Source organism: Mycobacterium sp. E802 (assembly GCF_001666875.1).
GTDB lineage: Bacteria > Actinomycetota > Actinomycetes > Mycobacteriales > Mycobacteriaceae > Mycobacterium.
On sequence record NZ_LZJD01000080.1, the window covers coordinates 19,282 to 43,902 of the forward strand.

Genomic DNA, 24,621 nt, shown 5'->3' on the forward strand with positions numbered 1-24,621 from the left:
CCCCGTGCCGGGTTTTCGATCTTTCCGCGGGAGGCACTCCATGACCCTGAGTTCCACTCATCCCGGCAACGCACGAAAGGCGGATGCCATCGGTGAGCCGCCCGCTCGGCCGACCCTGGTCCCGGCCGAGCGCTACTACTCCCCGGCCTTCGCCCGACTCGAAGTCGAGCGCATGTGGCCGCGAGTCTGGCAGGCTGCGTGCACGCTCGATCATGTGGCCGAGCCGGGCGACTACTTCGAATACCGTTGCGGCCCCTACTCGGTGCTGATCATCCATGGTCACGACGGGGTACTGCGCGCATTCCAGAATGCCTGCCGGCACCGCGGCAACGCGCTGTGCACCGGCAGCGGTTCCGCCCTCCGGGAACTGAAATGTGGCTACCACGGCTGGACCTGGGACCTGACCGGCGCCCTGCGACGCATCCCGAACCGCAAGGGTTTCGGGTCGGCACACATGTCCGAGTTCCCGCTGGTGCCGGTACAGGTGGACACCTGGGAGCGATTCGTGTTCGTCAATCTCGATACCGCGGCGATGCCGCTGGCCGACTACCTGGAGGCTGTTCCCGAGGACATCGCCTGGTGCGGCCTCGGCGACTTCCGTTGCTACGCAACCATGACCATCGATGTCGAGGCGAACTGGAAGACGATCGCCGACGGATACAGCGAGACCTACCACGTCCAAACCCTGCACCCCGAACTGCACCGGTGCATGGACGACGTCTATGCACCCCAGACCATCTGGGGTCACACCGGTAAATCGGAGTCGCTCTACGGGGTGCCGAGCCCGCGGCTGGCGGGTGCACTGAGCGATCAGGACGTCTGGGATGCCTATGTGGCCACCCAGGGTCCACTCATGGGCGTGGCCGAAGGCACCCCGTTCCCACACGACGAACAGGTGTCGGGCCAATCGGTGGCCGACGTGATCGCCGCCAAGATCAGGCAATTCGCGGCAAGCCGCGGCGTCGACATCGGTTGGGCCGACACCGACCAGGTCATGCGGCTCCACCAGTACAACATGTTTCCCAACATGACCCTGCTCGCCAGCGCCGACCACCTCACCGTGATGACCGCACTGCCCGGAACCGACCCCGACCGTGGTCACCTCGTGATGACGCTGATGGCCCGCATGCCACCGGATTCACCGCGGACCAAGCCCACCGATGTCCGGATGAGCGCCGAGCAGGCACACCCCGGCCTGGTGATGAGCCAGGACATCGCCGTGCTGACCGGATTGCAACGCGGCATGCACCAGCCCGGATTCACCCATCTGGTGCTCTCCGGCGAGGAGCGCCGAATCATCAACATGCACCGCAATCTCGAGCGCTACCTCGATCTGCCCGCCACCGAGCACATCACCGACGCTGCGACACCCTCGTGAACGGTAAGCCGCGGTCAATCGATGCCGACGTCGTCCTCGACGCGGCCGCCCGCCTCATCGAATCCGATGGCGTCGAGGCGTTCTCGATGCGTGCTCTCGCCGAACGCATCGGTGTGGCGGTCACCTCGATCTACTGGCATGTCGGTGGTCGGGACGCGCTGTTCGACAGTCTGGTGGACCGTCTACTGGCCGAGATGGCCGGTCTGCCGATGGACGGTGATACGCCGTCGAATCGGATCGCCGCGCTGGCGCGCAACCAGCGCAGCCTGCTGATCCAGCGTCAACATCTGCTGGCGATCGCCCACGAGCGCGACCGCACGCCGATGCTGTTTCTGCCGGTCCAGCAGCGACTCGCGGCCGAACTCGCCGCGATCGGCGTCACCGGCACCCGCGCGGCGCTGGTGTTGCGAGCCGTGCAGGTGCACGTGATTTCCTCTGCGGTGATGCAGTTCTCGGCCGTACGCGGTCCACGACACCAGGAAGAGGACCCCTCGCTGTGGACGGCGGCCTGGCCCGATCAGGAACTGGTCGCTGCCCTGCAGTCACCCACCGACTACGACGCGGTGTTCGAGTACGGCCTCGACGCGTTGTTGGCACCGCTGGCGCAGTCCGATGCCGGGCCTCGTCGGGTCAGGGCAGCACGGTCTTCATCAACATGACGTTGTAGGCCGACCACAGCGACAGGTTGTAATAGAGCTCCCGGCCCGTGGACCACGGATGCAGATACGGCGCATAGATGCCGCCGGGGATCTGCGACGAGGGCACGACCAGTTGCTCCGGGCCCCACGGGCCCTGGGGAGCCGGCGCCGTCCGCATCACCACGTCGTTGGCCCCGTTGCCGTACAGCACCAGGTACTGCTTGAGATACGTGTTGTATTGGGCCGACATTTCGCTGACCGGCCCGGGAATCACCGGTGTGGCGGCCGCTGGATTGCCGGGCACCCAGGCGTTGTTGGTGGCATTGAAGTACTCGTACTTGGTCAGGTCGGGGATGAACGCCGGCGACACTCGCGCGATGTAGGCCGAGCCGCCGCGGCCGTTGGGAGTACCGAACGTGTATATGTACGGATCGCCCGGGCCCGGCTTGAGGAACGCGCCCATCTGGAAGTTTTCGTTGCCGCCCGCGGGCGTACGGATGGTCCCGGGGTACACACCCCAGTTCTCACCGTTGTCCGGCGACATCGCGATCGCCGAGAAATTGGTGGACCACGCGCCCGGGCTGTCCCAGTTCCGGATCGACATGAAATTCAGATACTGGTTGCGGCCCACGGCAATACCTGCCGTGGGGATGACACCGGTCTCCTCCGGGGCGCGGCCGATGCTGTTGATGATCTGCTTGGAGATGCCCTGTCGCCACACCGGTGAACCCGAATACTTGTTGGCCACCTGACCATCCGGCACCGCGATCGTCCGCGCCAGTGACCCGTCCTGGCTGCGGAACAACACGTTGTACCGCCACTGCTTGCCGGGGATGCCGCAGTAGCCGTTGGTGTCGCCGAAAGCCATCAACACCTGCCGGTTCACCGGATCCCCGTTGTCCCACATGATTCCGAGATCCGTCCCGGTGATGGCGAAACGCTTGATCGTCTCGTTGGGACTGTCGGGTCCGGTGACCCACCCGACGATGGAGGTGCCCGGCGGCGGCCCGGGTGTCGGTACGGCCGCCGCGGGGGCCGGTGCCGGCTGTGGTGCCGCCGGCACCGGGGCCGGCTGGGCTGCGTTGGGGACCGGTTGTGTGCCACCGGGATTCGGCCTGGGCACGACGGCCGCTTTCTGCCTGACCTGTCCGGAGTTCGGGATCAGCGCCTTGAGGATCGCCAGCGGCAGCTGTCCGAGCTTGGGCGTCGGCGCCTGGTCATTGGCCCCGACCGGCTTGTGACCGATCGGCCGGTTGAAGGGCGCGATCCGCGAGGGCTTGGGAATCTGGAACGCCTGGTTCGGAAGCGGTTGCGCCGCAGCGGCAGCGCCTTCGCACGGTTCGGCCGATGCGCTCGGCGCTACGCCGACCGCGACCACGAGTCCGATTGCGGCCGCCGCTGCCATCGTCGAAGCACCTCGAGGACGTCGCGACATGTCACACCTTCCCAATACAGGGACGTCGACATGACGTCACAGTTGGCTGAAGTGACGTTAGTGATCAATGTTGTCGATGTGACCAGTGATGCATTGATAGGTACCGTCCCGTGACCGTGTCGCAACCGAGCTCGGCGTGTTGGCTGTTGTCCTATTTGTTGAACGTAGTCACTGCGCGGACGGACGTTCGTCGCTACGGTGGGTTGTGGTGGAACTATCGAAACGAACGAGAGGGATCACCATGGCCGGAACATATGATCCGAAAAAGGGCGGCAAGTTCGAGCCGACCACCAAGGCCAAACCGCCGCCACCGCCTCGCCCCGGCGGCAACAAGAAGTAGTTTTTCAGCCACTGCCCACGTAGGAGCCCAGCGCTCACGCGTGGGCAGTGATGTTTCCGAGCGCGGCCAGCCGCCGCTTCGATGCCGCCGACTGGATCACCTGTGGCCACCAGAACCACCGGCCCAGCAACGCCGCGATCGCCGGCGTCATGAACGACCGCACGATCAACGTGTCGAACAGCAGACCGAGTGCGATGGTCGTGCCGACCTGGGCCATCACCTTGAGATCACTGAAGGCGAACGACGCCATGGTGAAGGCGAACACCAGACCCGCCGAGGTCACCACCGAGCCGGTGCCCGCCATCGCTCGGATGATCCCGATCTTCAGCCCACCGGGCAGCTCTTCTTTGAACCGGGAGACCAGCAGCAGGTTGTAGTCGGAACCGACGGCCAGCAGCAGGATGACCGACATGGCCAGCACCATCCAGTGCAGTTCCAAGCCGAGCAGGTGCTGCCACAGCAGCACCGACAAGCCGAACGACGCGCCCAGGGACAGCAGCACCGTGCCGACGATCACCGCGGCCGCCACCACACTCCGGGTGATCAGCAGCATGATGATGAAAATGAGTGACACCGCCGCGATTCCGGCGATCACCAGATCGTAGAACGATCCGTCTTTCATGTCCTTGTAGGTGGCCGCGGTGCCGGCCAGGTAGATCTTCGAGCCTTCCAACGGTGTGCCCTTGAGCGCCTCCTTGGCGGCCAGCTTGATCGGGTCCACGTGGGCGACGCCCTCGGGTGTCGCGGGATCGCCCTCGTGACTGATGATGAACCGCACCGACTTTCCGTCCGGTGAGATGAAATTCTTCATCCCCCGCTTGAAGTCCTTGTTCTCGAAGGCTTCCGGTGGAAGATAGAACGAATCGTCATTGCGGGCCTCATCGAAGGCCTTGCCCATGGCCGTCGAATTCTCCTGCATCGCGGCCATCTGATCCTGCTGCCCGGCCTGGGTGGCCCGCTGCGTGAGCATCAACGTCTTCATCGTGCGCATGGTCTCGATCTGCTGCGGCATGAGCGTGACCAGCTGCGGCATCAGAGTATCGAGCCGCTCCAGCTCGGGCACCAACTGCTGGACGTCGTCGGTCAACGCGTCGATGCCGTCGAGGGTGTCGAAGATGGAACGGAGCGACCAGCACAGTGGAATGTCGGCGCAGTGCGGCTCCCAGTAGAAGTAATTGCGCAGCGGCCGTAGGAAATCGTCGAAATTACCGATGTTCTCTCGCAATTCGGCGATGTCGAGCGTCATCGTCTTGGTCTTGGTCACCATGGAGTGCGTGATGTCGGCCATCTGCTGCGTCAGCCGCGACATCTCCTCCATGGTGTCGATGGTCTTCTGCATCTCGTCGGCCTGAACCAGCATGTCGGCCATCCGGTCCTGCATGTACTTGCGGTTCATGGTGTTGGTCGTGCCCTGCCGGCTCAACAGGAACGGGATCGACGTGTGCTCGATCGGGCGCCCGTTGGGGCGGGTGATCGCCTGCAACCGAGACACTCCGGGCACCCGCACGATGCCCTTGGCGATCTTGTCGATGACCAGGAAGTCCGCCGGGTTGCGCAGATCGTGATCGGTCTCGACCATCAGCAGTTCGGGATTCATCCGCGCAGCGCTGAAATGACGTTCGGCGGCGACGTATCCGACGTTGGCCGGCAGGTCCGAGGGTAGATACTTGCGGGCGTCGTAATTGGTCTTGTACCCCGGCAGGGTGAGCAGACCGACGAGCGCCAGACCCAACGTCGCGACCAGGATCGGTCCCGGCCAGCGGACCACGGCGATCCCGACGCGACGCCAACCCCGCGACCGGATACTGCGTTTCGGTTCGAACCGTCCGAACCGGCTGCCGATCACGATCACCGCCGGGCCCATCGTCAGGGCAGCGACGACGGCGACGAACGTGCCGACCGCGCACGGCACGCCCATGGTCTGGAAGTACGGCAACCGGGTGAAGCTGAGGCACAGCATCGCGCCGGCGATCGTCATGCCCGAGCCGAGCACGACATGGGAGGTACCGCTGAACATGGTGTAGTAGGCGGTTTCTCGATCTTCACCGGCACCGCGGGCCTCTTGATACCGGCCGATCACGAAGATGGCGTAGTCGGTTCCGGCGGCGATCACCATCAGGGTCAGAAGGTTCACCGCAAAGGTCGACAACCCGATGATCCCGTTGTGCGCCAAGAATGCCACGATCCCGCGGGCGGCACCGAGCTCGAGGAACACCATCAGCAGGATCAGGATCATGGTGGCGATCGACCGGTAGACGATCAGCAGCATCACCGCGATCACCACGAGCGTGATGGCAGTGACCCGCGCGACGCTCTTGTCGCCGGCATGGTGTTGATCCGATACCAGCGGCGCCCCACCGGTGACGAACACGCTGACACCCGGTGGAGGCGGGGACTGCGCGACGATGTCGCGAACCGCGGCCACCGATTCATTGGCCAGCGTTTCGCCCTGATTGCCCCGTAGGTGCACCTGGACGTAGGCCGACTTGCCGTCGTTGCTCTGCGCCCCCGACGCGGTCAGCGGATCGCCCCAGAAGTCGGCGACGTGCTGGACATGGGCGGTGTCAGCCTCGAGCTTGTCGACGATGCCGTCGTAATAGTGGTGGGCATCGTCGCCGAGGGGTTGTTCGCCCTCCAGGACCACCATCGCGCTGCTGTCGGAATCGAATTCCTGGAAGTCGCTGCCGATCTTGCGCATCGCGATCATGGCCGGCGCGTCTTGGGCGCTCAGGCCGACGGTGTTCTCCTCGCCGACCTTCTCCAGCGGCGGCACCAGGACGTTGGTCAGGACGGTCAGGACCACCCAGCCGAGCAGGATGGGCACGGCCAGCATGCGGACGGCCCGGGCGATGCCCGAGCCCGCCGTGCCCTTGCCGTGGGCGCTCATCGTCCGCTCGCCGCGGCCAGACGTCCGGCGTCTGGATTCGGTGCCGTGGTCCGCACAACCGCCCCTTCGATCAGGCCACTGTCGCCCTCTGGGACAGGTCGCAGACGATACAAAAACACCGTCGCGCGTAATATACGTAGCCCGTCAAAATGTCGCTGTCAATCATCGATTCCGGCGCCGATTGACAGCATCTTCACAGCTAGACCGCGATCGCTCCCATGGCCAGGTCATCAGCGCCCACACCGCCATCACGACCGCGATCTCGGCCAACAGGTACACCGGCCAGGGGCCGAGCACGTCCAGCACCGAGGCGGTGGGTGGCTTGTGGTTGAGATAGCCGTAGTTGGTGCCGGCGATCGCGTTGAAGGTGAACGTGAACGCCATCCACCCGAGGGTCAGCGCGACGGCGAAGCGGTAGTCGCGCCAGCGCGGGCGTCTGCCGCGCCCCCAGGTGAGGTAGATCGCCGCCCACACCACGAGCACATGCAGCGTGAAGAACGTGACGAAGAGGTGGTGCGGAAAGTCCGGGGCGCCTTCGCGCGGTGTGCCGATGTCCGGGGTGAGCAAGGCTTGCGAGCTCAGCACGAGACCCCAGTAGTAGGTGAGCACGAATGCCCAATGCCGCTGCGACCACAAGGCATAGGCGGCGGCGAGCTCGGCGAGGTCGCACAACTGCAGCGGAATCGAGGTGTCGATATCGGGCACGATCAGCTTGTAGGCCAACGCCACTGCGAACGCCGCGACGAGCAGTCCGGCCAGTACACGGCTGAAAACCCGGGCCTGCGCCTCGTTCTGACGCCGGCCGATCATGACCAGAAGCACTCCCCCGAGGACGAACACCGCCAGCACGACCAGATGCGACGGGCCGTAGGCCGTGAACTCACGCTGTGCGGTCAACAGTCGATCACCTCCCCGGTTTCGCACCCGCGGGACCCGTCATCCATGATGGCAGGTGGCGTTCAGGCGGGCCGGTCAGGCGCGCAAACTTCGTCAACCTGGCTCTGGACCTGCTCGAACCGCCCTATACTCCTGCCGGACCTTGCGGTTGGCGGGAGTCGAAAATGGTCAGGCGCGCGGCGGCAACGGCTTTGGAGCAACGCTGGAAGGGCGCAGCTTTTCGCGGGCTGCTGCTGCAGTTGGCCCTGCGGATCCTGTTGGCGGCGTTCATCTTCTTCGCGTTGTTCCTGCAACCGCCCGAAACCTACCGCTGGCCCTACGCACTGCTGTGGATCGGCTACCTGGTGGCGATCGCCGGTTGGGGCTTCTGGGCGCTGCAGCGGAGCAGTCGCGCGGGCGCCGAAGCCCGGCGCTGCGTGGCACTGCTCATGCTGTGCGCGGATGTCGCTGTGGTGTCGGCACTTTCGGTGGAATCCGGGCTCAGCTCCCCCAATACCTGGACCTCCGACGTGCTTCACTACGGGTTGTTTCTGATCCCGCTGATCGCGGCGGCACAACTCGATCCGTTCGTCAGCGCGGTGATCGCCGTCCCCACCGTGGCCGCCTACGTCGTCGTGCTCTGGGTGAACCAGGAGGCCAACGGAGACGAGCCCTGGGGTTCGATTCTCACCACCACCGGCCTGTTGTTCGGGTTGGCCGCCGGGTCGGTCACGCTGTCGTGGATCCAACAGTCGAAAGAGCAGACGATTGCCCGGTTGGCCCAGGAGCGTAGCCACCTGCTCGAAGAGATCGTCACGCTGGAAAAGCGTGAGAGACAAACGCTCTCGGAGCGACTGCACGACGGGGCCCTGCAGTATGTGCTGGCATCCCGCCGGGAGATGGAAGAGGTACGCGAAGGATCCGCCGAATCGATGGACCGCGTGGACATCGCGCTCGGTGAGTGCTCGCGACTGCTTCGCGACGTGGTCCGTGAACTGCACCCCGAGGTGCTTGCCCGCGCCGGTCTGCGGGCCGCCATCACCTCACTGGCCGACGGCATCGCCGCACGCACCAACCTCGCTGTCCACCTGGACTTCGACAACTGGCCCGAGGATCTGCGGACTGACGCCGATCACCTGCTCTACAGCGCGGCGCGCGAGTTTTCGACCAATGCGATCAAGCACGCCAAGGCCGACAACCTGCGGTTCACCCTGACCCGGTCCGACGCGCGCGCCACATTATGCGTCGCCGACGACGGCGTGGGCATCCAACCCGAGCGCCTCGCGCTGAGCGTCGAAACCGGTCACATCGGATTCGCGTCGATCCGCGCCAAGGTGTTGGCGCTCGGTGGTGTGCTCGACGTGCACGATGCCCGCGGCACCGAGATCGCGATCACGCTTCCGTCGCCGGCAGCGGTGTGAAACCGCTCAGACCAAGCCGACTTCCGAGGCCGGCGAGCTGGGAACCGACGTCGACGGAGCAAGTCCGGGTGGCTGCTGACCGTAGCCCGGCGTCTCGGGACTGTAGCCCGGCTGCGGGCCGTGCAGGGATGTGCTGGGGTCATAGCCCGGGGTGGGGCCGTATCCCGGCGTCGGACCATAGCCCGGAAGCGTCGGACCGTACCCGTAATCCGGCAGCGCCGGCCCGTATCCGGGCACCGACTGACCCGAACCGGCCAGCAGCTTGGCTGCCGCGAACGCCGCCGCCTGCGTGGTGTACACGGGGACGTAACCCTCGGTGTGTCCGCTCCATTCGTTGCCCTGGCCCTCGTGACAGATCGGGTCCATGGGGTTGCACAGGTCGATCGCCTTGGAACCGAACAGGGCGCTCTGGGTTGCTATCGACTGCTTGGTGCGGGTGCCGACGTCGCCGAAGGTGGCGATCGCCGCGACGTTGTCCGCGTACTCCGCCGGTAGCCCGTCGCCCCATTTGATCCCGCCGAGCGGGTTGCCGGCCACGATGTTGATCACGCTCGCGCCCTGCGAGTAGCCGCCGAGCACGATCTGGGTGTCCGGGCACGACGACAGCGTGGACTTGATGTGGGAAATCGCGTCCTTGGCGCCATCACCGCCGTGCAGCTGCAGCTTGGAGGCCTTGTAGTTCACCCCGTAGGTGTTGATGGTCATGCCCGCGGTCTGCTTGCGCAGCGAATCGACGAAGGCATCGCCGACGCGGCCCATACCGGGCGGCTCATCGGTGCCGCGAGCGAAGACCACCTCGGCGTCGGCACAGTCGGCGGCAGACGCCACCGGCGGTGCGGTGAGAGCGACGAGCGGAACGCCCGCGGTGAGAAGTGCAGCAGCGCCAAGCCCGACCCAGCGACCACCTGACCGCGCACTGCCCCGGGGGCTAGCGATGCGGCGAGAAAACATTCCTCAATCTAACCTGTGCCCAGGGCAGATGGTTCCGGTGTGCCCGATTGGTCCACCCGGGCACCGGCCACCGACCAACGCTGACTGACGTAGTCGACTACGCTACCGGCCCCTCCCGCGGCAAACCCACCATGAAAATCCGAGGCAATCACCGAGGAGGACATCGTGGCTCACGACAGTATTCGCGAATTGGTACAGCCCCTGTCGCGTGCGGCAAAGGAAGCTCACCTGTGTTCCGTGCAAACGGAATCGCGGGTCGGGGCCATGGATTTCACCGGCAGCGGTGATGCGCCTGCGCTGTTTCGTGAGAACGAACTGCTGATCGGTGCCGAACACGTCGACGCAATCAACGAATTGACGGCCAAGTTCGGCGCAACGGCGATCCGGCCGCGACCGTTGCCGCGCCGTCCGCGCGAACTAGGTCGAACCGCGCGTAACCACGGGCTGGTCGAACCACCGCCGGACAGCGTTCGAGTGGTGTTCTCGGAGCCACCGCGAATCCGCGACGCGGCGGCGATATTCGAGCGGGCGGTGAGTCGATCCACCGATGCACCGCTGCCGCACTTCTCGTCGGAGATGGCCGCGTCGGTGGCGGCGCTTGTCGCGAGCATCGACGTACCCAGAGAATCCGTCGGACTCAACCATCTGGTGAAGCCCGCCCGACTGAACATGTTCTCCACGACGGAAGCTTCCGTCACCGAGTGGGGGCAGAGCGACCCGCAACTATGGCCGGCGTTCAGTGGCCGCGCGCGGATCGTAGACGCGTGGCAACTCGTCGACTCCTACCGTGCCGGCAACGGAGGCACGGCCTTGACGACGCTGGCCGTCATGGACCAAGGCTTCTGGTTCGACGCCGCAGGTCAGCCGCTGCGGCATCCCGGGCAGACCGGCTCCGATTTCGACCGCGGAGTCTTCACGTACAACATCGACCGGGACGACCGCGACATCAGCGAAAGCAGCACCAATCACGACTGGCACGGCAACGGCGCGGCCAGCCTCGCCGCGGCGACTGTCAACAACCAGCAGGGCGCGGCAGGAGCCGGCGGCACAGTCGCATTCCCGGTCTTGATGAGGCACGGCGGAGACATTTTCTCGATAATGCGCGGCATCAAGATCTGCGGATATTGGGGTATCGATGTGGTGAACATGAGCTTCGGTACACCACCGCAGACCATCTGGGATACCTTCCCGGATGCCGACTGGGTCAACGCCTTCCAATACGCCGTCGACCGCGACGTCGTGATCGTCGTCGCAGCCGGCAACAGTGGATATCGCCTTCCGGACAAGTGGGTCCGTCCGGCGACCCGCACCCCTGGCGTCATCACGGTCGGCGCCCTCGGCCCGGACAACGTCACGCCCAGGGCGGACTCCAATTACGGCCCGTCGGTGACAATCTGGGCTCCCGGCACCCAGCTTCCGGTGATGCCGGATGCCGACAACGCATTCGGCCGTCGCATGTCCGGGACATCGGCCGCGGCGCCCCTGGTCGCCGGCACCGCGGCGATGCTGCGCGCCATCGACCCGTTGATCTCCAACGCGGACGTCGAACCACTACTGCAACGGACCAGTTGGGCAGGCGAACCCGGCTTTCTCGGAATGACCAGTAGAGGACTCGACGCGTTCGCCGCGGTGAACGAGGTACTTCAAGGCGTACTCCCCGATCCGGTCGACGCCGGCGACAGCATCGCCACCGCTCGACCGCTGCAGACCGACATCATGGGCGGCGTGCGGATCCCACGTCCGGACTGGCTCGCCATCAGCAAGCAGAACGGCGACGCCGACTACTGGTCGTTCAAGACCTCCGACTACTCGGAGCTGAGGATTCAAGTGATCTGGTATCACAAGATCGCAAACCTCTATGTCGAGGTTCTCGATACATCAGGGCGCGAGATCGAAGGCCTGACAACGGTTTATCCGCAGGACGGGGTTTTCTTCGCGGCGGGCAACGTTCCCCAGGGCGATTACATCATCAAGGTGAAGAGCTACGGGGGCGTCACCGCGTATTCACTGATCGCCGGACCGTGGCTGACGCCGCTGCAGCCCGACAAGTTCGAGCCCAACAACTCGTTCGACTCGGCGACCGAACTCCGCTTCCGCAAGCCGCCACTGGACATCGGGCAGGGACACGGACCCGGCACGTTCCATCTGACACTGCACCGGTACGAGTCACTGGCAGCTGTCTTCCCGTATGGGAGCAAGTGGAAGATCGACACCGATTTCTTCAAGTTCTGGGCTCCGGCACACGAGGGTAAGGCAATCCCGTTCATCTTCATGAACTCCGACAAGCCCGTGACCCTCACGCTGTTCGACGAACAGCGCAACGTACTCCATCAGTGGGGTCCGGACACCTACCACGACATCCGGCCGCCCGAACAGGCGACGAGCTTCCTCAAGGTATCCGGCGACGAGCAGACCCGGTACAGCTTGACGGTGGCCATGATGGCCGACCCGCGATTCCGGCCCGCCGATTTCCCGTCGTACGAGGTGATGCCGGAGTGGTGGCTGAACCCGGACGCGATCAAGTTCGTGAATCCGGAGGTGCGGTACGCGGTGGAGCTGACCACTCAGCCGGCGGAAGCCGGTGTCGCCGTTGGCGAATCCATCGCCATCGCGAACCCGTCGCTCGAAGAGCTACCGGTGACCGCGGAACTGCTCGACCTCAGCGGAAACGTCGTCGCCAAGGGCGAGCACACGACTGGCCGCGTGGAAATCGACACGCGCGGAGTTGCACCCGGGTTGTACGCGCTGCGGCTGACCCGGCCTGAGGAAACACCGGTCACCGGACTGCGGTTCGTCGCACCCTCACGGTGAGCTGCCCGAGACAGTAAACAGGCCAGGGACTCTGTCCCTGGCCTGCTTACTACCGGTGGAGCTGCCGGGAATTGAACCCGGGTCCTACGGCATGTCCTCGAGGCTTCTCCGTGCGCAGTTCGCTGTGCCTCTACTCGGATCTCTCAGTCACGCGAACAAGCTGAGATGACGATCCCAGTCGCTGTTTGATGTCCCCACGGATTCCGCGACCGAACCCGTGGGTGGGTCCCTCTAGCTGATGCCAGGGTCCGGGCCGAGGGCGCTCCCGGTCTGACAGACACGCAGTCGCTTAGGCAGCGAGTGCGTAGTCGCGCTGATTGGAATCGGCGCTTAATTGGTTGCAACGACGCTTACGGTGGTCTCTTGCCTGCACCGGCACGCTTCCCTTGATTCGATGCGCGAAGTCGAAACCGATCAGCCCCTCGCATCCCCACCGACTTTCGGCAGGACAGTCAATAGTACCGGATCCTTCAACCCCGCCCAACGTTGGAATATTCCGCGTCCTGACGCACCGCATCTGCCCACCGCACGCTGATATCGCTCAGCGGGGTCGCACGTCCGAACAGGTGCCCCTGCGCCAGCTGACAGCCTGCGGCCAGGATGGTGCCGGCTTGCAGGGTCGACTCGATGCCCTCGGCAATGACGCTGAAGCCCAGATCGCTACACAAGCCGATGACGGACCGGTACAGCGTCAAATCCCGCTCGGGCTCGGCATCCACGGCCAGGCTGCGGTCCAGTTTGACGATCTGCACCGGCAGGGCGTGCAGATAGGTCAGCGAGTTGTATCCCGCGCCAAAATCGTCGAGGGCGACCTTCACCCCGATGGCGTTGAGCCGTTCGATCTGCGCTGCGGCGGCGGTCAGGTCGAGAATCGGTAGCGTTTCGGTGATTTCGACGACCAGGCGGTGCCCCGGCAATCGATGACGCTCCAGGACGCGTCGTACCTGCTCGTCGAAACCGGTGTTGCCCAACCGCGCAGCCCCGATGTTGACGTGAAGGTCGACCTGCAGGCCCGAGGCGACCACCTCCTGACATGCCAGGTCCAGCACCATGGCGTCGAACGTCGCGCCCAGCCCCGCGCCCTCGGCCATGGCCACGAAGGTCTCCGGCGAAATCTGCAAGCCGTTGGGAGCAGTCCAGCGCGCCAGCGCCTCGACGGCGACGAGCGTCCCGTCGGTGAGGTCGACCACGGGTTGATAGGCGAGGCTGAAACCGTCGGGGACGCCGGCGGCCGCCCGCAACACGGTCGGGAAGTCGACCTGTGTATCCGATTCGGGTTGGTAGACGACGGCGGTGTTCTTACCGAGGCGTTTGCCCGCATACATCGAAATGTCGGCCTGACGCAACACGTCGTCCGAGGTTTGCTCGGGCCCACCGGCTCCCGAGGGCACCAGACCCATACTCGCCTTGACCCGTACCGACGACCCGTGCACCGGGAACGGGTCACGCAACGCCACCCGCAGGCGGTCTGCCGCCACCTCAGGGTTGCCGCTCTCCCCCTCGATCAGAACCGCGAACTCGTCGCCTCCGATCCGGGCCAGTGTGTCGGCATCGCTGATGCAGCGCTTGAGACGGTCCCCGACGGTGCACAACAACTCGTCGCCGGCCGCGTGGCCGAACCGGTCGTTGACCTCCTTGAAGTCGTCGAGGTCGATGAAGATCAGCACGAACTGCCCGCGCTTCATCGCCTCATCGAGTCGCTCCCGGAACAGCAGACGATTGGGCAGACCCGTCAAGGCATCGTGATACACCTGGTGGCCCAGGCGGCGCTGCGCCCGGTAGAGCTGTTGGGTCAGCAGGTGCTGCGAGCGCATGGCCAGGATCTGTCGAACGGTGACCAGCAGCACCATCGCCACGGTCGCCCACACCACAAACGGATCCAGCGGTTGACCGATCATGACGTGATAGGCGAATAGCACCGCGATGCCGAGAAATCCGATGTAGGGCAAAACCAGCCTGGCCCAGTCGATTCCGCGGTCCGTGTCGTCGCACACCTCCGGCGGCGTCTGCTCCAGCATCGCGAACGCGATGATCACCGGACCGACGACCAATCCGATCCCGCCCCACAGGTCACCGCCGGCGGCGCCCACGGACCGGAAATACGCGACGATTCGGTCTGAGGCCGCCATCGTGATGAGGCCGCCGGCCAGCAGTAGATAGTTCGTCCGGTAAGGCCGGCCGGGCTCATAGACCATCGCGACCACGACGGCCGCGGCCACCAGCAGCACTTCGGCGACCGCAAAGATGACATCGAGTGTGGGAACGCCGGACCGCGGCAGCGAGGCGGTCGAATGTGTCCCGAAATCGCCCATGGCCGCCAGGATCAGAAAGGATGCCCCGGCGACGGTGCCGTCGAGCAGATTCGTGGCGAATGTGCGTCGCAGCGGATCCTCCCGAGGTGTGGGCAGGCCGCCGCTGGAATACACCAGCAGTCCCAACGACGCGGTGATCAACGCGGGGAGAACCAGGTAACTGACCTTCATCGCGGAGGGCACCGGCCCAGCGCCATGGGTCCACCACAGAACCTGGCCGACGAGCCACATCAGCACCGCGGCGACGTAGAGCAACCGCCACCAGCGGGCCGCGCCCGACATCCGCGCCGCGACCACGACACCGCACACCACCGCCACGAGCCCGGTGCACAGTTGCAGGACCGCCTCGCCCCGGTACGCCACCCCGGGCCCCCACAACGCCAACGCGTTGACCCCGGCGGCGACCAGGACTCCGACAACGAGTACCGGACGCCATGTCGGCAGGTGTGATGCCACCCGCCACCTCCCTGTGCGCCCATACGACCAAACCCGTCAGGCAGGTATAGCCCCTCGATGACGGGAGCTAACCAGCCGCAGCCATTTCAGCAGCTGCGAACCGGCCTCACATGCCTTTGGCGCGGCGGCCGAGCTCGCGGATGATCTCCCGATCGGCGTCACGCTTGGCCAGATCCTGGCGTTTGTCGTGGGCCTGTTTACCGCGGGCCAGCGCCAGCTCCACTTTGACCCGGCCGTCGGAGAAGTACATCGACAGCGGCACCAGGGTCAGGTTGCCGTCGCGGATCTTGCCGATCAGATTGTCGATCTCGCGGCGGTGCAACAGCAGTTTGCGGTTGCGTCGCGGGGCGTGGTTGGTCCAGGTGCCGTGGTGATACTCCGCGATGTGGACGTTGCGCAGCCAGATCTCGCCGTCATCGACGGTGGCGAACGCGTCGGCCAGGGAGGCCTGGCCTTCGCGCAGGCTCTTGACCTCGGTGCCCATCAGCGCGATGCCGGCCTCGTAGGTGTCGAGAATGGTGTAGTTGTGCCGCGCCTTGCGGTTGCTGGCCACAATCTGCTTGTTGCCGGCGGGGCTGGACTTCTTGGTCGCCACTAGCTCACGACTACCTTCGTATGTAGAGCCGCAGTGTCACGTACGCGGTGATACCGGACATCGCCAAGCCGAGGAACAACATCCACGGCGCACTGAAGTAGAGCACGTCGGCATAGTCCACCCGGGCGATCAAGTTCGATTGGTAGAACTGGTCGAGCGCTTTGTCCAGGAACACCGCGCGCACCACGATCAGTCCCACGATCGCGATCACCACACCGATCAGCGCCGCGATCATCGCCTCGACCAGGAACGGCAGCTGCGTGTACCAGCGCGTCGCACCGACGAGACGCATGATGCCAATTTCTGTGCGCCGCGTATACGCGGCCACTTGAACCATGTTGGCGATCAACAGGACCGCGCCGATCGCCTGCACCAGCGCCACCGCGAACGCGACGCTACTGAGCCCGTCGAGCACGGCGAACAACCGGTCGATCAGATCCTTCTGATTGAGCACGTTGAGCACACCGGGTTGGCCGATCATCGCCTTGTCGAACGCCTCGTGCTGTTCGGGGTCGTTGAGCTTGACGATGAACGACGCCGGGAAGGCGTCCTTGCCCGCGACATCCTTGTACTGCGGGAACTTCTTGATCGCGTCGTCGTAGGCCTGCTCGCGGTTGAGGAAGCGCAGTGACCGCACATCGTCGCGGTCGTCGATCTTGCGGTACAGCGCCTTACAGGCATCGCCGTCACACGTCGGATCGTTGGCCGAGATGTCGTCGGTCAGGAACACTTGGCTCTCGACGCGGTCGAGATAGATGTCCCGGGACTGATCGGCCAACCGAACGACCAGCAGACCGCCACCGAACAATCCGATCGAGATCGCGGTGGTCAGGATCATCGCCACCGTCATCGTGACGTTGCGGCGAAGCCCGGTCAGAACTTCATTGACAAGAAAGCCGAAGCGCACTTAGCGATCCATTCCGTAGACGCCGCGCTGCTCATCACGGATCAGCCGGCCGAGTTCGAGTTCGACGACCCGCTGACGCATGGAGTCGACGATGTGATGGTCGTGGGTGGCCATCAGCACCGTGGTTCCGGTGCGGTTGATCCGTTCCAGCAGATCCATGATGTCCTTGCTGGTTTCGGGATCGAGGTTTCCGGTGGGCTCGTCGGCGATCAGGACCAGGGGCCGGTTGACGAAGGCCCGCGCGATGGCGACGCGCTGCTGCTCACCGCCGGACAGCTCGCTGGGCAATCGGTTGGCCTTGCCGGACAACCCGACCATCTCCAGCACGTCGGGGACCACGCGGTTGATCACCTCGCCGCGCTTGCCGATCACCTCAAGGGCGAACGCCACGTTCTCGAACACCGTCTTCTGCTGCAGCAGCCGGAAATCCTGGAAGACGCAGCCGATGACCTGGCGCAGGCTCGGGACGTGACGACCGGCGAGCTTGTTGACGTGGAACTTGGACACCCGGATATCGCCCGACGTGGGCGTCTCGGCGGCCAGCAACAGCCGCATGAACGTCGACTTACCCGAACCCGACGGGCCGATCAGGAAGACGAACTCACCCTTGTCGATTTTCAACGAGACGTCGTCGAGCGCGGGGCGCGCCGAAGACTTGTAGTGCTTCGTCACGTGGTCGAGGGTGATCATCACGGCACGCCAGTGTAGCGGGGCGAAAACATCCGGCAGGTCACGCTATCGCGGCAATGTCGGCGCCATCGGTTCCTGGCCCGGTTGCAGCTGATCGGTCGGCGGGGCCGGCGCAGGCTCCGGCGCGATCGGCAACGTGATCGGCGGAAGCAGTCCGGGGCCGTCCGGGTCGAACACCGTTGACCGGGGCGCTCCCGGCGACGGTGTCGTCGTCGTGGGACTCGTCGGTGTCGTGGCCTCGGTCTCCGGGGTCTCGGTCGGCGTCGTGGTCGTCGGGGTGGTCGAGGTGGTGGTCTCGGTCGTCTCCGGCGTTTCGGTCTGCGTCGTCGTGCGCGGCGGCTGCACCTTGGTGCGCGGCACCCAGGTGTATTCCGGGTCGGGTACGAACCCGGGCGGGACCACCTGCTCTGCCGGATTCTGGGGAGCAGTCTGTTGCGGGCGATACTCCTGCTGCACCCAGGACAGCGCGACGAACACCACGATCAGCACCACCGTCGAGGTGCGAAGCCGGCCCACCCGGCTGCGCCACAGTTTGGTGACGGCATCGGTCACCCGGTCGAGATCGAATTTCACTTCTTCGGCTCCTGCGCCGCCGCCGGTGGCGTCGCCTGTACTTCCGAGACGGCAGCCGGATGTATGACGTCACCCGCCGCGGCGATCGACGCGTCCGAGGACGTCACGACCCCGGCGCGGCGCAGCGCCCGCACCACCCGCACCCGCAGCCGCCGGCCCACATCGAACTGTTTGCCGGGCAGGGTACGTGCCACCATCCGCAGGTTCACGGTGTCCAGCGCGATGCTCTCCACACCCATCAGCTGCGGCTTGTCGAGCAGGAGCTTGGACAGTTCGCGATCTTCGGCGGCCTTCTCGGCGACCTCGTTGAGCACGTCGTTGACCAGGTTGAGGTCGGCGCTCACCGGCACCGGGATGTCGACCACCGCACGTGCCCAGTCCTTGGACAGGTTCAGGGCCTTGACGATCTGCCCGTTGGGCACGGTGTACATCTCGCCCTCGGACGACCGCAGCTTGGTGACCCGCAGCGTGACGTCCTCGACCGTGCCTTCGGCTTCGTTGCTGGCGCCGATGGTCAGCCGGACCAGGTCGCCGAAGCCGTATTGCTTCTCGGTGATGATGAAGAAGCCGGCGAGCAAATCCTGCACGATGCGTTGCGCGCCGAAACCGAGGGCCGCACCGAGCACGGCGGCCGGGGCGACCAGGGAGGCGATCGGCACCGCCAGCGCATCGGTGATCTCGACCAGCACGATGATGAACAGAACCGCCACCGAGACCCAGGAGATCACCGAGGCGACGGCCTGGCGGTGCTTGGCGCTCTCCGAGCGCACCAACTGGTCGCTCTCCTGGTACTCGGCGTCGATGCGACGCACCACCCGCTGGGCGGCCCAGTTGATGAAGCGCGCCGCGAGCAGACCGCCGATGATGAGCAGCGCGATCCGCAGACCGGTGGTCAGAATCCAGACGCCGATCTCGCCTTGCCAGAAACTGTGCCAGCGTTCGGCGAGAGGGAAGGCCAGCACGGTATCAGTCGTCGTCATCTCTTCTGTTGCGCCATCTGATGCCCGCTTCCAGGAATCCGTCGATGTCCCCGTCCAGCACCGTCGCCGGATTTCCGACCTCGAACTCGGTGCGCAGATCCTTCACCATCTGATAGGGGTGCAGAACATAGGACCGCATCTGGTTGCCCCACGAGCTGCCCCCGTCACCCTTGAGCGCGTCCATCTCGGCACGCTCTTCTAACCGCTTGCGCTCCAAGAGCTTTGCCTGCAGAACACGCATGGCCGAAACCTTGTTCTGCAATTGAGATTTCTCGTTCTGACAGGTCACCACGATACCGGTGGGGATGTGGGTCAGCCGGACCGCGGAGTCGGTGGTGTTCACCGACTGTCCGCCCGGGCCGCTGGAGCGGTACACGTCGACGCGCAGGTCCCCTTCGGGAATGTCGATGTGATCGGTGGTCTCGACCACGGGAAGGACCTCGACGTCGGCGAACGACGTCTGACGCCGGCTCTGGTTGTCGAACGGGCTGATCCGCACCAGTCGGTGGGTGCCCTGTTCCACCGAGAGGGTGCCGTAGGCGAAGGGCGCGTGCACCGCAAACGTCGCGCTCTTGATGCCGGCTTCCTCGGCGTAGGAGGTGTCGAACACCTCGACCGGATAGTCGTGCTTCTCGGCCCAACGGATGTACATCCGCATCAGCATCTCGGCCCAGTCCGCGGCGTCGACGCCACCGGCGCCGGATCGGATGGTGACGACGGCCTCGCGCTCGTCGTACTCACCCGAGAGCAGCGTCCGGACCTCCAGGGCCTCGATGTCCTCACGCAACTTGGCGAGTTCGGTGTCGGCCTCGGCGACCGCATCGTCACCTTCTGCACCGGCCTCTTCAAAAGCGAGCTCGAACAGGACCGGCAGGTCTTCCACCCGCTGACGCAACTCCTGCACGCGGCGCAGTTCGTTCTGCGCATGGGAGAGCTCGCTGGTGACTTTCTGCGCCCGCGTCTGGTCGTCCCAGAGCTTCGGATCGGAGGCCTGCTGCTCGAGCATGTCGATCCGCTGGCGCAGCCCATCGATGTCGAGCACCCGCTCCACGGTGGTCAGGGTGGTGTCGAGGGCGGCTACGGCGGCTTGGCGGTCGGGATCCACGGATGTCCAGGGTACCTGCCTGCATTTCCGCAACAGTTCTTCCCGACTCTCGGCAGCACGGACGAAGTGTGTTTAAAGTCGGTTGGTACCCGCCCCGACAAGCCCTGGGACGGGAAATGACGGCTTTACAGGCTCGTAAGAAGGCACCGTATGCGCCCATATCACGTAGCGATCGTCGGTTCTGGCCCCTCTGGATTCTTTGCTGCCGCATCGCTACTGAAGTTCGCCGATTCGCCCGACTCAGAGCGCGACGTCCGCGTCGACATGCTTGAGATGCTGCCGACGCCCTGGGGGTTGGTGCGCTCCGGAGTCGCGCCCGACCATCCGAAGATCAAGTCGATCAGCGCCCAGTTCGACAAGACCGCGGCCGATCCGCGGTTCCGGTTCTTCGGCAACATCAAAGTCGGTGAACATGTCAGCGCGGCCGAGCTGGCGCAGCGCTACGACGCGGTGGTCTACGCGATCGGGGCGCAGTCCGACCGGTCGCTGCGCATCCCAGGGGAAGAGTTGCCGGGCAGTGTGGCGGCCGTGGATTTCGTCGGCTGGTACAACGCCCACCCTCATTTCGACGGCATGGCACCGAACTTGTCGGGTGGGCGCGCGGTCGTGGTGGGCAATGGCAACGTCGCCCTCGACGTGGCCCGCATCCTGGTCAGCGACCCCGAGGCGCTGGCCAACACCGACATCGCCGACCATGCGCTGGCCTCACTGGACACCCGCGGGGTGGAAGAGGTGGTGGTGATCGGGCGCCGCGGCCCGCTGCAGGCCACATTCACCACACTGGAACTGCGTGAACTCGGTGATCTGGAAGCGATGGCCGATGTCGACGTCATCCTGGACCCGGCCGATTTCGCCGGCATCACCGACGAGGATCTGGAAGCGGCCGGCAAGACCGTCAAACAGAACATCAAGGTGCTACGCAAGTACGCCGATCAACAGCCACGTGAAGCCAAGCGGCGCATCGTTTTCCGATTCTGCACCTCCCCCATCGAGCTACACGGCGAAGACCGGGTGGAGTCGATTGTGTTGGGCCGCAACGAACTTGTCCGCGACGACGACGGGCGCATGGTGGCCAAGGACACCGGTGTGCGCGAGGAACTGCCCGCCCAGTTGGTGGTGCGAGCGGTGGGCTACCGCGGGGTGGCAACCCCCGGCCTGCCGTTCGACGAACGCTCGGGCACCATTCCGCACACCGACGGCCGGATCGACGGCAGCCGCAACGAATACGTGGTGGGTTGGATCAAACGTGGCCCCTCGGGGGTGATTGGCAGCAACAAAAAGGATTCACAGGACACCGTCGACACGCTGCTCGCCGATCTGCAGGCCGGTGACATCGACGATCGGGCCCCCGATTACGGCGAAGAACTGGCCGGATGGCTTCTGGAGCACCAGCCCAAGCTCGTCACCGGCGAGCACTGGCAGCTGATCGACGCACATGAGCGTGCGGCGGGCGAGCCGACCGGCCGGCCCCGGGTGAAGTTGGCGAGTGTGGCGGAGTTGCTCCGCATCGGGCACGCCTGATGACGATGCGACGCGAGGAACGAGCGCCGAGGAGGAATCAGGCCATCGGGCACGCTTGAACGGTCAGACCGGCGGCGGCTCTGGCGGGGCGAAAGCCCACTTGTCGGGGTTGCCGGGCGAATAGACCACCGGGATGAGCGCTCCCATGGACGGCCAGTTGTCGACGTCGACGGCCATCCGCTGATACACGACGTGCTCGCTCACCGTCGGACCGGTGATGACGCCGGTGATGGTGACGAACTGCTCCCCCGTCGCATCCGGACGCGGACTCACCCCCGTCACCAGCAAAGTGCCGTGCGCCAGTTCACCGCGAATCCCCCGGCGCCGCATGATCCGTGGCGCCAGCAGCAGCACGAGTGCTCCCACGAGCAAGAGGAGTATGCCGAATTCCCACACCAGGCCATGGTAGGACTTTCGGCATGAGTACCGTCGCAGATGACCTGGCACTGGCCCTCGAATTGGCCGATCAGGCCGACGCATTGACCATGGATCGCTTCGGCGCCCTCGATCTGCACGTCGAGACCAAACCTGATCTGACCCCGGTCACCGATGCCGACCGGGGGGCCGAGGAAGCACTGCGCGCCTCGCTGGCCGCGGCCCGGACGAACGACACCGTGTTCGGCGAAGAGTTCGGCGGCACAACAACTTTGACCGGACGCCAATGGGTCATCGATCCGATCGACGGGACCAAGAACTTCGTTCGCGGTGTCCCGGTGTGGTGCACGTTGATCGCGTTGCTCGACGACGGCGTGCCAGTGGTCGGCGTGGTCAGTGCGCCGGCGCTGGCCCGACGCTGGTGGGCCGGCCAAGGCCAGGGTGCGTTCGGCTCGTTCGCCGGGGCCACCCGCAAACTCTCGGTATCCGGCGTCGGCGATCTGGGCTCGGCCAGCCTGTCGTACTCGGATCTGACCACCGGATGGGAGGACCGCCGAGAGCGCTTCGTCGCGCTGACCGACGAGGTGTGGCGGGTACGCGCCTACGGCGACTTCTGGTCGTACTGCATGGTCGCCGAGGGTGCCGTCGACATCGCCTGCGAGCCCGAGGTGAAGCTCTGGGACATCGCCCCGCTGGACATCCTGATCCGGGAGGCCGGCGGCACGTTCACCGGGGTCGACGGCTCGCCAGGCCCGCACGGCGGCAGTGCGCTGGCCACCAATGGATTGCTGCACGAAGCGGTGTTGACCAGGCTTTCTGTCGACTGAGGGGGCCGCGGGGCGCGGTGTGAGGTTGGTAACAGATGCCGTACCTTACTCCGGAGTAAGATACGGTCAGATGCGTCGCCACGACCAGTCGCCACGACCAACAGAGGCAGCCAATGACCAACACCCTGCCGTCCAAGAACGGCACCACACCCCGTCCCTCACGCTCCGGCCAGCAAAGTGCGGTCGGCTTGCACAAGCACAAGCGGACAGCGACCGACATCGGGTTGGCGCTGATCACACCCATCGTCGGCCAGGAGTTCCTGGACCGTTACGGATTGCGGGACCCGCTCAATCGCGGCCTGAAATACGGTGTGAAGCAAGTATTTTCGACCGCGGGTGCGGCCACCCGCCAATTCCAGCGGATCCAGGGCCTCGGCAAGGCACCCACCCGGCTCAAGGCCAGCGGCGCGGACTACTTCGATCTGACCCCCGACGAAGACCAGCAGATGATCGTCGAGACGGTCAAGGAATTCGCCGAGGAGATCCTGCGTCCGGCCGCGCACGACGCCGACGCGGCCGCCGCCTACCCCGCCGACTTGATCGCCAAGGCCGCTGAGCTGGGCATCACCGCGGTCAACGTGCCCGAGGACTTCGACGGCATCGCCGAGCACCGCAGCACCGTCACCAATGCGCTGGTCGCCGAGGCCCTGGCCTACGGCGACATGGGCCTGGCCCTGCCGATCCTGGCCCCCGGCGGCGTCGCGTCGGCCCTGACCCACTGGGGCAGCGCCGATCAGCAAGCCACGTACCTGAAGGAATTCGCGGGCGAGAACGTGCCGCAGGCCTGCGTGGCCATCGCCGAACCGCACGCCCTGTTCGACCCGACCGCACTCAAGACCACCGCTGTCCGCACCCCCAGCGGCTACCGGCTCTCCGGCGTCAAGTCCCTGGTGCCGGCGGCCGCCGAGGCCGAATTGTTCATCGTCGCAGCCCAACTCGACGGCAAGCCGGCGCTGTTCATCGTCGAGGCATCCTCGACGGGTCTGACGGTCAAGGCCGATCCGAGCATGGGTATCCGGGCGGCAGCGTTGGGTCAGGTCGAGCTCGACAACGTGGCCGTGCCGCTGAGCAACCGTCTCGGTGAGGATGGCGCCACCGATCAGGACTACTCCGAGGCGATCGCGTTGTCCCGGCTGGGCTGGGCCGCACTGGCCGTGGGCACCTCGCATGCGGTGCTCGACTACGTCATCCCCTACATCAAGGAACGCCAGGCCTTCGGAGAGCCGATCGCCCACCGCCAGTCGGTGGCGTTCATGACCGCCAACATCGCCATCGAACTCGACGGCCTGCGGCTGATCACCTGGCGCGGCGCCGCCCGCGCCGAGCAGGGCCTGCCGTTCGCCCGCGAGGCAGCACTGGCCCGCAAGCTCGGCACCGACAAGGGCATGCAGATCGGCCTGGACGGTGTGCAGCTGCTGGGTGGTCACGGCTACACCAAGGAACACCCGGTCGAACGCTGGTACCGCGACCTGCGGGCCATCGGCGTCGCCGAGGGTGTCGTGGTGATTTAGTCCAGCTATCGTTCCGCGTATTTGAACCGAAA

At 65.3% G+C, this 24,621-nt stretch carries 19 protein-coding genes and 1 other RNA gene; 7 read left to right on the plus strand and 13 right to left on the minus strand.

Annotated elements, in window-relative coordinates; all coding sequences use genetic code 11:
- The first annotated feature begins 40 nt into the window (after positions 1–40).
- Together A5699_RS11570 and A5699_RS11575 are read left to right on the plus strand one after the other, a co-directional pair.
- On the plus strand, positions 41–1,378 hold the full coding sequence (locus tag A5699_RS11570) for an aromatic ring-hydroxylating dioxygenase subunit alpha (RefSeq protein WP_067769312.1): 1,338 nt from the start codon (positions 41–43) through the stop codon (positions 1,376–1,378).
- On the plus strand, positions 1,375–2,037 hold the full coding sequence (locus A5699_RS11575; protein ID WP_067769314.1) for a TetR/AcrR family transcriptional regulator: 663 nt from the start codon (positions 1,375–1,377) through the stop codon (positions 2,035–2,037). The genes A5699_RS11570 and A5699_RS11575 overlap by 4 nt, the downstream gene beginning before the upstream one ends.
- Here A5699_RS11575 and A5699_RS11580 read toward each other — a convergent pair.
- The 3 genes from A5699_RS11580 to A5699_RS11590 form a co-directional block, all read right to left on the minus strand.
- The gene (locus tag A5699_RS11580) at positions 2,009–3,421 is read right to left on the minus strand and encodes a DUF4185 domain-containing protein (protein ID WP_076242141.1); all 1,413 of its coding nucleotides are present in this window, start codon (positions 3,419–3,421) and stop codon (positions 2,009–2,011) included. The two genes, A5699_RS11575 and A5699_RS11580, sit on opposite strands and share 29 nt — an antisense overlap.
- Before the next feature lie 404 nt (positions 3,422–3,825).
- Complete coding sequence (locus A5699_RS11585; protein ID WP_067769318.1) at positions 3,826–6,678, minus strand: RND family transporter; 2,853 nt, start codon at positions 6,676–6,678, stop codon at positions 3,826–3,828.
- 162 nt (positions 6,679–6,840) lie between these two features.
- A complete protein-coding gene (locus A5699_RS11590) occupies positions 6,841–7,578 on the minus strand; it encodes a TIGR02206 family membrane protein (RefSeq protein ID WP_067769398.1) in 738 nt (245 codons plus the stop codon).
- Between the two features lie 161 nt (positions 7,579–7,739).
- On the opposite strand from A5699_RS11590, the gene A5699_RS11595 reads away from it, so the two are divergent.
- Positions 7,740–8,975, plus strand: coding sequence for a sensor histidine kinase (locus tag A5699_RS11595; protein ID WP_067769320.1), 1,236 nt, complete (start codon positions 7,740–7,742; stop codon positions 8,973–8,975).
- A 6-nt stretch (positions 8,976–8,981) separates the two neighbouring features.
- On the opposite strand, the gene A5699_RS11600 is transcribed toward A5699_RS11595, so the two are convergent.
- Positions 8,982–9,926, minus strand: coding sequence for a cutinase family protein (locus A5699_RS11600; RefSeq protein WP_067769322.1), 945 nt, complete (start codon positions 9,924–9,926; stop codon positions 8,982–8,984).
- A gap of 237 nt (positions 9,927–10,163) precedes the next feature.
- On the opposite strand from A5699_RS11600, the gene A5699_RS11605 reads away from it, so the two are divergent.
- Positions 10,164–12,737, plus strand: a complete 2,574-nt coding sequence (locus tag A5699_RS11605) for a S8/S53 family peptidase (RefSeq protein ID WP_157561204.1) — start codon at positions 10,164–10,166, stop codon at positions 12,735–12,737.
- Positions 12,738–12,790: 53 nt separating this feature from the next.
- Here the strand turns inward: A5699_RS11605 and ssrA are convergent.
- From ssrA to prfB, 8 genes are all read right to left on the minus strand, one after another.
- Positions 12,791–13,159: a transfer-messenger RNA gene (gene ssrA / locus A5699_RS11610) on the minus strand.
- A 48-nt stretch (positions 13,160–13,207) separates the two neighbouring features.
- The gene (locus tag A5699_RS11615) at positions 13,208–15,331 is read right to left on the minus strand and encodes a bifunctional diguanylate cyclase/phosphodiesterase (RefSeq protein ID WP_231965688.1); all 2,124 of its coding nucleotides are present in this window, start codon (positions 15,329–15,331) and stop codon (positions 13,208–13,210) included.
- Between the two features lie 280 nt (positions 15,332–15,611).
- Positions 15,612–16,100: an SsrA-binding protein SmpB gene (gene smpB / locus A5699_RS11620; RefSeq protein WP_003881401.1), complete on the minus strand. Its 489-nt coding sequence runs from the start codon at positions 16,098–16,100 to the stop codon at positions 15,612–15,614.
- Positions 16,101–16,110: 10 nt separating this feature from the next.
- Complete coding sequence (ftsX, locus tag A5699_RS11625) at positions 16,111–17,007, minus strand: permease-like cell division protein FtsX (RefSeq protein ID WP_067769328.1); 897 nt, start codon at positions 17,005–17,007, stop codon at positions 16,111–16,113.
- Complete coding sequence (gene ftsE, locus A5699_RS11630) at positions 17,008–17,697, minus strand: cell division ATP-binding protein FtsE (protein WP_064896558.1); 690 nt, start codon at positions 17,695–17,697, stop codon at positions 17,008–17,010.
- Positions 17,698–17,742: 45 nt separating this feature from the next.
- Positions 17,743–18,270 carry a hypothetical protein gene (locus A5699_RS11635; protein WP_067769330.1) on the minus strand — a complete coding sequence of 176 codons (528 nt, stop codon included), beginning with the start codon at positions 18,268–18,270 and terminating at the stop codon, positions 17,743–17,745.
- Complete coding sequence (locus A5699_RS11640) at positions 18,267–19,250, minus strand: mechanosensitive ion channel family protein (RefSeq protein ID WP_067769332.1); 984 nt, start codon at positions 19,248–19,250, stop codon at positions 18,267–18,269. The genes A5699_RS11635 and A5699_RS11640 overlap by 4 nt, the downstream gene beginning before the upstream one ends.
- The gene (prfB, locus tag A5699_RS11645; protein WP_067769333.1) at positions 19,237–20,355 is read right to left on the minus strand and encodes a peptide chain release factor 2; all 1,119 of its coding nucleotides are present in this window, start codon (positions 20,353–20,355) and stop codon (positions 19,237–19,239) included. Before prfB ends, A5699_RS11640 begins: the two co-directional genes overlap by 14 nt.
- A gap of 150 nt (positions 20,356–20,505) precedes the next feature.
- Between prfB and A5699_RS11650 the strand changes: the two genes are divergently transcribed.
- A complete protein-coding gene (locus tag A5699_RS11650; protein WP_067769335.1) occupies positions 20,506–21,876 on the plus strand; it encodes an FAD-dependent oxidoreductase in 1,371 nt (456 codons plus the stop codon).
- Positions 21,877–21,939: 63 nt separating this feature from the next.
- Here A5699_RS11650 and A5699_RS11655 read toward each other — a convergent pair whose 3' ends face one another.
- Positions 21,940–22,272, minus strand: a complete 333-nt coding sequence (locus tag A5699_RS11655; RefSeq protein ID WP_067769337.1) for a hypothetical protein — start codon at positions 22,270–22,272, stop codon at positions 21,940–21,942.
- Between the two features lie 23 nt (positions 22,273–22,295).
- Here A5699_RS11655 and hisN point away from each other — a divergent pair, with 23 nt between their 5' ends.
- Together hisN and A5699_RS11665 are read left to right on the plus strand one after the other, a co-directional pair.
- The gene (gene hisN / locus A5699_RS11660; RefSeq protein ID WP_067769339.1) at positions 22,296–23,078 is read left to right on the plus strand and encodes a histidinol-phosphatase; all 783 of its coding nucleotides are present in this window, start codon (positions 22,296–22,298) and stop codon (positions 23,076–23,078) included.
- A 113-nt stretch (positions 23,079–23,191) separates the two neighbouring features.
- Positions 23,192–24,589: an acyl-CoA dehydrogenase family protein gene (locus tag A5699_RS11665; RefSeq protein WP_067769341.1), complete on the plus strand. Its 1,398-nt coding sequence runs from the start codon at positions 23,192–23,194 to the stop codon at positions 24,587–24,589.
- Positions 24,590–24,621 lie beyond the last annotated feature (32 nt).